At 71.1% G+C, this 10,880-nt stretch carries 9 protein-coding genes; 3 read left to right on the top strand and 6 right to left on the bottom strand.

Annotated elements, in window-relative coordinates:
- Positions 1-195: 195 nt before the first annotated feature.
- A complete protein-coding gene (locus ACZ6JT_RS10400; RefSeq protein WP_469209041.1) occupies positions 196-756 on the bottom strand; it encodes a CGNR zinc finger domain-containing protein in 561 nt (186 codons plus the stop codon).
- A gap of 134 nt (positions 757-890) precedes the next feature.
- On the opposite strand from ACZ6JT_RS10400, the gene ACZ6JT_RS10395 reads away from it, so the two are divergent.
- Both ACZ6JT_RS10395 and ACZ6JT_RS10390 read left to right on the top strand, forming a co-directional pair.
- Positions 891-1,349 carry a VOC family protein gene (locus tag ACZ6JT_RS10395; RefSeq protein WP_469209040.1) on the top strand — a complete coding sequence of 153 codons (459 nt, stop codon included), beginning with the start codon at positions 891-893 and terminating at the stop codon, positions 1,347-1,349.
- Positions 1,349-2,236: a pyridoxamine 5'-phosphate oxidase family protein gene (locus tag ACZ6JT_RS10390; protein ID WP_469209039.1), complete on the top strand. Its 888-nt coding sequence runs from the start codon at positions 1,349-1,351 to the stop codon at positions 2,234-2,236. The genes ACZ6JT_RS10395 and ACZ6JT_RS10390 overlap by 1 nt, the downstream gene beginning before the upstream one ends.
- On the opposite strand, the gene ACZ6JT_RS10385 is transcribed toward ACZ6JT_RS10390, so the two are convergent.
- The gene (locus tag ACZ6JT_RS10385; RefSeq protein WP_469209038.1) at positions 2,212-3,174 is read right to left on the bottom strand and encodes a hypothetical protein; all 963 of its coding nucleotides are present in this window, start codon (positions 3,172-3,174) and stop codon (positions 2,212-2,214) included. The two genes, ACZ6JT_RS10390 and ACZ6JT_RS10385, sit on opposite strands and share 25 nt — an antisense overlap.
- A 274-nt stretch (positions 3,175-3,448) precedes the next feature.
- A complete protein-coding gene (gene pepN, locus ACZ6JT_RS10380; RefSeq protein ID WP_469209037.1) occupies positions 3,449-6,007 on the bottom strand; it encodes an aminopeptidase N in 2,559 nt (852 codons plus the stop codon).
- A gap of 139 nt (positions 6,008-6,146) precedes the next feature.
- Between pepN and ACZ6JT_RS10375 the strand changes: the two genes are divergently transcribed.
- Positions 6,147-6,791, top strand: coding sequence for a mycothiol-dependent nitroreductase Rv2466c family protein (locus ACZ6JT_RS10375; protein ID WP_469209036.1), 645 nt, complete (start codon positions 6,147-6,149; stop codon positions 6,789-6,791).
- A gap of 150 nt (positions 6,792-6,941) precedes the next feature.
- Here the strand turns inward: ACZ6JT_RS10375 and ACZ6JT_RS10370 are convergent, their stop codons facing one another.
- The 3 genes from ACZ6JT_RS10370 to ACZ6JT_RS10360 form a co-directional block, all read right to left on the bottom strand.
- Entirely contained in the window at positions 6,942-7,598 is a 657-nt protein-coding gene (locus ACZ6JT_RS10370; RefSeq protein WP_469209035.1) for a superoxide dismutase, read from the bottom strand.
- 159 nt (positions 7,599-7,757) lie between these two features.
- Positions 7,758-9,167, bottom strand: a complete 1,410-nt coding sequence (locus ACZ6JT_RS10365) for an amino acid permease (protein WP_469209034.1) — start codon at positions 9,165-9,167, stop codon at positions 7,758-7,760.
- A gap of 156 nt (positions 9,168-9,323) precedes the next feature.
- Positions 9,324-10,721 (bottom strand): amino acid permease, encoded by a 1,398-nt coding sequence (locus tag ACZ6JT_RS10360; RefSeq protein WP_469209033.1) that lies wholly within the window; start codon positions 10,719-10,721, stop codon positions 9,324-9,326.
- Positions 10,722-10,880 lie beyond the last annotated feature (159 nt).

Genomic DNA, 10,880 nt, shown 5'->3' with positions numbered 1-10,880 from the left:
CGCGACAGCTCTTTGGGGAGAGTTGTCATTGACCGAGACCTGACATGGCGGACTCTCGCCAGTGCGGAGAAAGCGCCAGCGCGGCCGTACCGGGGCACAGTGGGGCGAACCAAGGGTGCTGAAGAGTAGATTTGTAGACTTTCCCGCCTTGCCGTGAGGAACGGCCCCAGAGCGGGTGTGACAGATTCGGGCGTCTCAGCGCTCGCGCGTGCGCGCGTAGTGGCGCGAGGCCTTCGCCCGGTTTCCGCAGGCGGCCATGGAGCACCAGCGCCGGGTGCCGTTGCGCGAGGTGTCCTGGAAGTGCAGGACGCACGTCCCGGAGGCGCACTTGCGGATCCGGCCGGGCGGACCGGCGAGCAGTTCCAGGTAGTCCCGGGCCGCGGTCCAGGCCGGACCCCAGGTCGGATCGTCGAATTCGGTGCGCTCGCCCGGGCCCTCGGCGGTCAGGGTGGCACGGATCCGTCCGTGTTCCAGCACGGCGTCGACCAGCGCACGGGCGCTCTCGTCGGCCGGGTCCGCGACCGCGCGGGCCAGTGCCTCGCGCGCGGTCAGCAGGTGCACGAGGGTCGCCGCGTCGGCGCGGAAGCGCGCCGCGAGACCGGTGCTCTCCAGCCAGACGGCGAGTCCCTGGACCCGGGTCAGCCCGGCCGCCCCGGCGAAGAGGTCCTGCGGTTCCCCGTCGGCCATCCAGCGGGTGTTGAGCAGGTCGAGGGAGACCGGCTCCCCGGTCAGGGGGCGTGGGTCCGCCACCGTCATGTCCGTCTCGTCTCCTGGGCGCGGGTCACTAACCCCTCAAGAGTACGTGAACGGTTGACGCCTCTCGATCTAACCCTTAACGTCAATTTAGAAGGTTAGAAATCTTCGTACGCCTCTTCGGGGAAGGACCCCTCATGACGACCCCCATCAGCACGCTCCGCACCGGACACGTGGGCCTCAACGTCACCGATCTCGACCGCTCGCTCGCCTTCTACCGGGACGCCCTCGACTTCCGGGTGCTGGGCGAGGGCAAGGAGCAGGACCGCCGCTTCGCCTTCCTGGGCCGGGACGGCGAGCTCGTCCTCACCCTGTGGCAGCAGGCCGACGGGGCGTACGCACCGACCGCGGCCGGACTGCACCACCTGGCGTTCTCCGCCGGCGCGATCGAGGAGGTACGGGCGTACGAGACGCGGTTGCGCGACCTGGGCGTCGAGTTCGCCTACGAGGGAGTCGTCGCCCACCGCGAGGGAGCGGCCTCCGGCGGGATCTTCTTCCACGACCCCGACGGGACCCGCCTGGAGATCTCCGTACCGGCCGGGGTCGAGGGCGCGCCCGCCCCCGTGGAGTCCGCGCCGACCTGCGGGTTCTTCTGATGTCCGGGGCCTACCACGCGGGCGCGCTGGCCGTGCAGGAGCGGGTCGGCGTACGGGAGCTCGCCGAGCACGTCGGCCGCTCGATCGGCTCGGGGATCCGGGACGTCGCCGCGGCCTTCCTCGGACTCCAGCCGCACCTCGTCGTCGGCGCGGCCGACGGCTCCGGGCGGATGTGGGCCTCCCTGCTCACCGGTCCGCCGGGCTTCGTACGGGCCACCGGGCCGGACCGGATCGCGGTCACCGGCGGACTGCCGACGGGCGATCCGCTCGCCGGCGCGCTGGCCACGGACGGGACCCGGGTCGGCACCATCGCGCTCGACCCGCGCACCCGGCGCCGGATGCGGCTGAACGGGACCCTGGAGCCGACCGGGCGGGGGTTCGCGGTCCGGGCCGAGCAGGTCTTCGCCAACTGCCCCAAGTACCTCCAGCAACGGCAGCCCCTGGAGCTCGCCGCGCAAGGAGCCGGTGTCGTGCGGCGCGGGCACGCGCTCACCCCCGGCCAGGAACGGGCCGTCCGCGCCGCCGACACCTTCTTCGTCGCCACCACCGCAGACGCGGACGGGGTCGACGCCAGTCACCGGGGTGGGCTCCCCGGCTTCGTCGAGGTGCTGTCGCCGACCGAGCTGGCCTGGCCGGACTACGCCGGCAACGCGATGTTCCTGACCCTGGGGAACCTGACGGCCGATCCCCGGGCGGGGCTGCTCTTCCCGGACTGGGAGAGCGGGGCGGTCCTCCAGCTGAGCGGCCGGGCCGAGACGGAGTTCGGGGCCGACGGGAGCCGCCGCACCCGCTTCCGGGTCGAGTCGGTGGTGGAGGGACTGCATCCGGGGCGGCTGCTCTGGAGCACCCCGGAGTACTCGCCTCACCTGGGGAGCACCACCAGATAAGCGGCGGGCTCGCGGTCGCCGGACGCCGTCAGGGCCGTGCGGACCACCGCGGCCTGCTGCTCGGGCCAGTCACGGAGCTTGCGCGGGGTGATGTGGATGACGGTCACCCCGAGCCGCTCCAGCGTCTCCCGCTTGCGGACGGACTCCGACCACTCCTCGTCCTCGCCCTGGCGCGGGGCGCGCGTGTCGATCTCCAGGGCCACGGACTGCTCGGGCCAGAACGCGTCCACCCCGCCGAGGTGCGGGCCGCCGGGCAGCCGCAGGTCCACGTTCCACACGGGCTCGGGCAGCTCGTAGCCCCGTACGAGGTGGTACAGCCGGTCCTCGGCGATGGCGCGGCCCTCGGCGAGGAGCGACTCGACCGCGTCGACCACGTGCGGGCGGTTCAGCAGCCGGGCCACCGTCAGCTCCCGGACGACGGCGGCCGGTTCGCAGTGCCCGCCGCGCACGGCCTCGCTGAGCAGGCGGCGTACGGTGCCGGCGTCGGAGAGCTGGGAGACCGCGTCGGCGACGGCCCGCGCCACGGGCGCCACCGGCAGGCCGGTCACCTCCTGCGATCGGGGCGGGGTGTGCGTCCGCACGATCCGCACGTCCCCGGTGGAGCGCAGCCGCCGGGTGCCGGGCACCAGGACGTCGATGTGCGAGAGGGCGAGCAGCGCGGGCGCGGAGGCGAACCGGTACAGGGCGAGCGCCGCCAGTCCGGTGATCATGGCCTCGCCCGCGCCGCGCCGTCCCGCGTACAGCAGCGCGGCGTGCAGCCGCTCCTCGCTGGTCGCGGGCCCCGAGTGGAGCAGGAACACCCCCGGCAGGATCTGCTGCCAGGGCCGCTCGGCGGCGTCGGAGGCGGTGACGCCGTGCTCGCGCAGCTGGGCGAGGGTGAGCACGCGGGGGCGGCTGCCGGTGAGGTGGGCGAGGGGGAGGGGTGCGTTGTGGTTCATGACGCGGTGATTCCCTCAGGCCATGGCCTTGCTAACCCCTGTTACACGCTCGTCGACAAATCCGGACAAGGTGGGGCTAAAGTACGGGCGTTCGACTGCCGATGGGCTCCGCCGGTCAGGGGGCGCGGTGCGGCCCTGCCGCGGGTGCCCGGGCGCGGCGCCGTTGCGGAGGCGCTGCCCCCGGGCCCCCGCGCCTCACACGCCGGCGGGGCTGTACTTCGCCGGCGTGTGAGGGGCGGGGTCTGGGGCGGAGCCCCGGCAGCGGCGCCGCGGGCTAGTTGCCGGCCGCCGCGTCGCAGGCCTGGGCGCGCAGGGCCCTGGCCAGGTCGTCGCGGGACTCCAGCACCAGGCGCCGCAGCGCCGGCGGAGCCGAGACGTGCGCGGCGAGCCACGCGTCAGTGGCGTCGAGCGTGGCCGAGTCGCCCTGCAGCGACGGGTACAGCCCCTTCACCACGTCCATCGCGATCTGGATCGACCGGTCCGCCCACACCCGCTCGATCACCTCGAAGTAGCGCCCCGCGTAGGCCGCCAGCAGGCTCCGCTGCGAGGGCTGCTGCATGCCCGAGATCGTCGCCTCCACCAGCGCGTTGGACAGCGCGTCCGATTCGACGACCGCCACCCACGCCTGGTCCTTCACGGCCTCCGACGGCCGCGCCGCCAGGCACCGCACCTGGTGCCGCTTGCCCGACGCCGTGTCGTCGCGCGCCAGTTCGGCGGTGAGCACGGCCTCGTCCACCGCCCCGTGCGCGGCCAGCGGCAGCAGGAAGTCCCAGCGCAGCTCCTGGTCCACGTCCAGCCCGTCGATCCGGGCCGAGCCCTCCAGCAGCCCCAGCAGGAGCTGGAAGTCGCCCTCCGTGGCCGCGCTCGCGGCGAAGAAGCGGGCCCAGGTCAGCTGGTGCTCCGACCCCGGCGCCGCCAGCCGCAGCTCGCGCAGCGCGCCCGCCGCCAGGTCCCGGCCGCCCTGCTCGCGCCAGTCCGGTGCCGCGTAGTGGGTGACCGAGGTCAGGGCCTGCGCGTGCAACTGCTGCAGGACGCCGACGTCCGTCTCCCGGCCCGCGTGCGCCAGGACCAGCTGGACGAAGTCGCGCGCCGGCATCAGGCCGTCCCGCGTCAGGTTCCACAGCGCCGACCAGCTGAGCGCGCGGGCGAGCGGGTCGGTCAGGTCGCCCAGGTGGGCCCGCAGCGTGACCAGCGAACCCTCGTCGAAGCGGATCTTGCAGTAGGTGAGGTCCTCGTCGTTGACCAGGACCAGGTCGGGCCGCTCCGCGCCCGCCAGCTCGGTGATCACGGTCCGCGCGCCCGAGACGTCCGCGTCGGCCCGCGCGGAGCGGACCAGGGACCCGTCGGACTCCAGCCGGTACAGGCCCACCGCGACCCGGTGCGGGCGCAGCTCCTCGCCCTCCTGCACGACCGCCAGCTCCGTTACGCGCCCGCCGGCGTCGTACGTCACCACCGGGGTGAGCGCGTTCACGCCCGCCGTCTGCAGCCAGGCCCGCGACCACTCGGCCATGTCCCGCCCGGAGACCTCGGCGAGCACCGACAGCAGGTCGGCGAGGGTGGTGTTCCCGTACGCGTTGGCCTTGAAGTAGCGGCGCGCGCCCTCCAGGAACGCCTCCCGGCCCACGTACGCCACGAGCTGCTTCAGCACCGCCGCGCCCTTGGCGTAGGTGATGCCGTCGAAGTTCAGCTTGGCGTCCTCCAGGTCACGGATGTCGGCCGTGATCGGGTGCGTGGACGGCAGCTGGTCGGCGCGGTAGGCCCACGCCTTGCGGTTGTTGGCGAAGGTGACCCACGCCTGGTCGAAGCGGGTGGCCTCGACGAGCCCGAAGGAGCCCATGAAGTCCGCGAAGGACTCCTTCAGCCACAGGTCGTCCCACCACTTCATGGTGACGAGGTCGCCGAACCACATGTGCGCCATCTCGTGCAGGATGACGTTCGCGCGCCGCTCGTACGAGGCCTGCGTGACCTTGCCGCGGAAGATGTACTCCTCCCGGAAGGTCACCATCCCCGGGTTCTCCATCGCGCCCAGGTTGTACTCCGGGACGAAGGCCTGGTCGTACTTCCCGAAGGGGTACGGGTAGTCGAAGATCTCGTGGAAGAGGTCGAAGCCCTGCTTGGTGACCAGGAAGACGTCGTCCGCGTCGAAGTGCTTCGCCAGGCCCTTGCGGCACATCGCGCCCAGCGGGATGGTCAGGTCCCCGCGCGTGTAGGTGTCCGTGACGTAGTGGTAGGGGCCCGCCACCACGCACGTGATGTACGTGGAGATCGGCCGGGTCTCGGCGAACCGCCAGACCCCGGCCTCGCACGACTCCTGCGCGCCGTTGCTCCACACCTGCCAGCCCTCGGGGGCGGCCACCTCGAAGCGGTAGGGCGCCTTCAGGTCGGGCTGTTCGAAGTTCGCGTACACCCGCCGGGCGTCGGCCGGCTCGTACTGGGTGTAGAGGTAGACCTCGCCGTCCTCCGGGTCCACGAAACGGTGGAGGCCCTCGCCGGTCCGGCTGTACGCGCAGTTCGCGTCGACCACCAGGACGTTCTCGGCGGCCAGGTCGTCCAGGGCGATCCGCGCGCCGTCGAAGACGGTGGCCACGTCCAGCGCCCGCCCGTTCAGGGTGACGGAGTTCACCGAGGGGGCGATGAGGTCCGCGAAGGTGGAGCTGCCGGTGGCCGCGGCCCGGAAGCGGATCGTCGTCACCGAACGGAAGGTCCGTGGGCCCTCGGCCGGTTCGGCCTCGTCCACCGCGGAGGTGATGTCGAGGACCACCTCGTACCCGTCGACGGACAGCAGTTCGGCCCGCTCACGGGCCTCGTCGCGGGACAGATTCTCACCGGGCACGTGCACTCCTTCGTGCGTGATCGCGTTCTTGAGTCGAATCCTCGCACGAGGGGAATGCGGGCGGAGGCGTCCTGGTTGGCCACGGTGAACATGCGCCAGTGATGCCCTTTTTCCGACTGAGACGAGACCGAGGAGAGACATGACCGAGACCCAGGTGCGCGAGAAGACCCCGGTCGACTTCTGGTTCGACCCGCTCTGCCCTTGGGCCTGGATGACGTCCCGCTGGATGGTCGAGGTCGAGAAGGTTCGCGACGTCGAGGTCCGCTGGCACGTGATGAGCCTTGCCGTTCTCAACGAGAACAAGCTCGACGAGCTGCCCGAGACCTACCGCGAGCTGCTCGGCCCCAAGGGCTGGGCTCCGGTGCGCGTGGTCGTGGCCGCCCAGCAGAAGCACGGTGACGAGGTCACCGGCAAGCTGTACACCGCGCTCGGCACCCGTATACACAACGAGGAGAAGGGCCCGACCCGCGAGGTGATCGCCGAGGCGCTGGCCGAGGTCGGCCTGCCGGCCGAGCTGCTCGCGTACGCCGACTCCGACGAGTACGACGAGGTGCTGCGGGCCTCCCACAACGACGGCATCGACCGCGTGGGCCAGGAGGTCGGCACCCCGGTGATCTCCGTTCCGGGCGCCGAGGGAGACGTGGCCTTCTTCGGCCCGGTCGTCACCCCGACCCCGCGCGGCGACGCCGCCGCCCGGCTGTGGGACGGCACCCTGCTCGTCGCCTCCACGCCCGGCTTCTACGAGATCAAGCGGACCCGCACCAAGGGCCCGTCCTTCGAGTAGCCCGTACGGCCGGAACACACAGAAGACCCCCGTGAGTCACGTCCTCACGGGGGTCTTCCGCTCTACATGCCCCGCAGGTGATGTGTGAGAAGACGATCACGAGGCAGGGGCCACCTCCCGGCCGAAGGCTGGGGGAGGGCTCGGGTGCGATCAGCCCTTGGCGGGGATCAGCAGCGGGGTGTTCGCCTTGGCGTCGGCGTAGCGCCTGGCCACGTCCTGCCAGTTGACGACGTTCCACATCGCCTCGATGAAGTCCACCTTCTGGTTCTTGTACTGCAGGTAGAAGGCGTGCTCCCAGGCGTCGAAGACCAGGATCGGGGTGCTGGCCACGCCCACGTTGCCCTGGTGGTCGTAGACCTGCTCGACGACCAGGCGGCCGCTGACGGGCTCGTACGCGAGCACGCCCCAGCCGGAGCCCTGGGTGGCGGAGGCGGCGAAGGTCAGCTGCTTCTTGAACTTCGCGAACGAGCCGAAGGACTCGGTGATGGCGTCGGTCAGGTCGCCCAGGCCGTCGGCCGCGCTGGGCTCGCCGCCGCCCTCACCGGTCTTCGGGCTGGCCATGTTGTGCCAATAGATGCTGTGCAGGATGTGGCCGGAGAGGTGGAACGCGAGGTTCTTCTCGAGGCCGTTGAGGGCGCCCCAGTTCTCCTTGTCGCGCGCCTCCGCCAGCTGCTCCAGCGTGTTGTTCGCGCCGGTGACGTAGGCCGCGTGGTGCTTGTCGTGGTGCAGCTCGATGATCTGCGGGTTGATCACCGGCTCCAGCGCCGCGTAGTCGTACGGAAGCTCAGGAAGCGTGTAGATGGCCATGCGTGTTATCCGGTCCCCTCAGCGTGCCAACTGCTTATTGCAATCAATGCGCAACTGCACGCTAGCAGTATCTATTCCACCGCACACGTAAGGGTTACCTCTGTAAAAACAGGTCGGCCCCGTGCGAACGCACGGGGCCGACCTGGGGCGCAGCGGGTGTCAGCGGGCGGCCGCCGTCCGGCGCTGCATCACGCAGCCGGTCACCGCGAGGGCGACGGTCAGGCCGCCGGTGAAGACGACCTGGACCCGGGTGTCCTCGCCCAGGGCCATCAGGACCAGTACCCCGGCCACCCCGGCCAGGGCCACCCAGGTCAGGTACGGGAAGCCCCACATCTTCACGACGAGCTTCTCGGGGGCCTCCCGCTCCAGCCGCCGGCGCAGCACGAACTGCGAGACGGCGATGAAGCCCCAGACGATGAGGATGACCCCGCCGACCATGTTCAGCAGCCAGGCGAACAGGGTGTCCGGGTACCAGTACGACAGCAGCACGGTGACGAAGCCGAAGCCGCAGGAGGCGAGCACCGCCCGGCGCGGCACCCCGCCGGAGACCTTGCCCAGCGCCTTGGGGCCCTGGCCGCGGGAGACCAGCGAGTGGGCCATGCGCGAGGAGCCGTAGATGTTGGCGTTCATCGCGGACATCAGGGCGATCAGGATGACCACGTTCATGATCTCGCCGGCGGCCGGGATGCCCAGGTGGTGCAGGGTGGCGGCGTACGGGCCGTCCTGGGTGACGGCCGGGTCGTTCCACGGCAGCAGGGTGACGATGACCAGCATCGAGCCGACGTAGACGATCGCGATCCGCCACATGGTGGTCCTGACGGCCTTGGCCACGCCCGCCACGGGGTTCTCGGACTCGGCGGCCGCGATGGTCACCGTCTCCAGGCCGCCGTACGCGACGACCGAGGCCAGCAGTCCGACCAGCAGGCCGTCCACCCCGTTGGGCAGGAACCCGCCGTCGTCCAGCAGGTTGCCGGTGCCGGGGGAGGAGGTGCCGGGCAGCACGCCGAGGACGGCGAGGACGCCCAGGCCCAGGAAGAGCGCGATGGCGCCGATCTTGAGGGCGGCGAACCAGAACTCGAACTCGCCGAAGTGCGACACGGCGGCCAGATTGGCGCCGCAGAACAGCGCCATGAAGGCCAGCACCCACATCCAGGAGGGTGTGCCCGGGAACCAGCCGGTCATGATGTGCGCCGCGCCGATGGCCTCGATGGCCACGCCCACGCACAGCAGGATCCAGAACATCCAGCCGGCAGTGAACCCCGCCCAGGGGCCGATCGCCCGCTCCGCGTGGACGGAGAAGGACCCGGAGGCGGGGTTGGCGGCGGACATCTCGCCGAGCATCCGCATCACGAACATCACGAGCAGCCCGGACGCGGCGTACGCGAGCACGATGGAGGGGCCGGCGGCGGCGATGCCGGCTCCGGAGCCGACGAAGAGTCCGGCGCCGATGACCCCGCCGAGGGCGATCATCGAGAGGTGGCGCTGCTTGAGTCCGTTGCCGAGGGGGGATCCGGATCCGGCGTCGGTCCGCGGCGGTTCGGGGGGTGCGACGGTGCTGGCGTGGCTCATGGAGGGGGGGCCTGTCAGGTGCGGGGCTGGAGCGGGCCCCAGTGTGCCGAGTGTCCGATCACCGGATATTTGATGTCCGATATTCGGACGTCACCCTGACCGGCCGTGATCACCCCCGTACGCTGCCCGGAACTGGCCGCCACGGGCCGGGGCGGGTCAGGCCTTCGGGGTGCGCCGCTCCCGGACGAAGGCCACCACGAGGACGAGGACCGCCGCACCGGTGGACCACAGCAGCTGCGGCCGGGCCGAGTCGTCGAACAGCATCAGGACCAGCACCGCCGCCATCCCGATCAGCGCCGCCCAGGTCGCGTACGGGAACAGCCACATCGGCAGGGTCAGCCGCTCCGGCATGTCCCGCTCGATGATCCGGCGCAGCCTCAGCTGGGAGACCGCGATCAGCGCCCACACGAACAACAGCACCGCGCCGACCGCGTTGAGCATGTAGAGGAAGATCGTGTCCGGCCACAGCAGGTTCAGCACCACCGACACGAAGCCGAAGGCCACCGAGGCGAACACCGCGCGCTGCGGCACGCCGCCGCCCGACACCTTCAGCAGCGACTTCGGCGCCTCGCCGCGTTCGGCCAGCGAGAACACCATGCGCGAGGACCCGTACAGGTTCGCGTTCAGCGCCGACAGCAGGGCCACGAACACCACGACGTTCATGATCTGCCCGGCCCCCGGGATGCCGATCGAGTCGAGGACGGCCACGTACGGGCTCTGGCCCGGCTCCAGCGAGTCCCACGGCAGCAGGGTGACGATGACCAGCATCGAGCCGACGTAGAAGAAGAGGATGCGCCACACCGCGCTGCGCACCGCCCGGGACACCGAGCGCGCCGGGTCGTCGGACTCCGCGGCCGCGATGGTGACGACCTCCAGGCCGCCGAAGGCGAAGATGACGGCGAGCATGCCGGCGACGACTCCGCCGAAGCCCTCGGGGAAGAAGCCGCCGTGTCCGGTGAGGTTGGCCATGCCGACCGGCTCCGTGTCCGGGAGGACGCCGAAGATCGCGAGGGTGGCGAGGACCAGGAAGAGGACGATCGCGCCGACCTTGAGCGCGGCGAACCAGAACTCGAACTCGCCGAAGTTCTTCACCGCGGCCAGGTTGCTCACGGTGAAGACCACCATGAAGAGCAGCACCCAGACCCACTGGTCGACGGCGGGCACCCAGCCGTTGGCGATCTTCGCCGCGCCGGTGGCCTCCACGGCCAGCACCACGACCAGCAGGAACCAGTACAGCCAGCCCGCCGAGAAACCGGCCCAGCGGCCGAGCGCCTTCTCCGCGTAGACCGAGAAGGAGCCGGAGGCGGGCATCGCGGCCGACATCTCGCCCAGCGCCCGCATCACGAGCATCGCGAGGACGCCCGCGAGCAGGTAGGAGCAGATGATCGCGGGGCCGGCGATGCCGATGCCGGCCCCGGAACCGACGAAGAGGCCGGCGCCGATCACGCCGCCCAGCCCCAGCATGGTCAGGTGGCGCTGCTTGAGGCTGTGGCTGAGGGGTTCCGCGGGCAGGTCGCCCGTCGTGGGAGGTGCTTCTGGCAGGCGCTCACGCATGAGGAGTGCTCGTACTCTCGTTCGGCCCAGCGGTGATGGGACTCCGCCTTTGGCTTGGCGGGATCCAACAGTCTCGCTGAGCGGCGGGCGTCCGTGCAAAACGGACGTGTTGTCGGATGTTGCTCGTGACGAGGATCACGTCGACCCGGCGGGGGGAGT

This window comes from Streptomyces sp. NPDC046308 (genome assembly GCF_055588065.1).
This window is presented reverse-complemented; position numbering and strand designations above follow the sequence as displayed.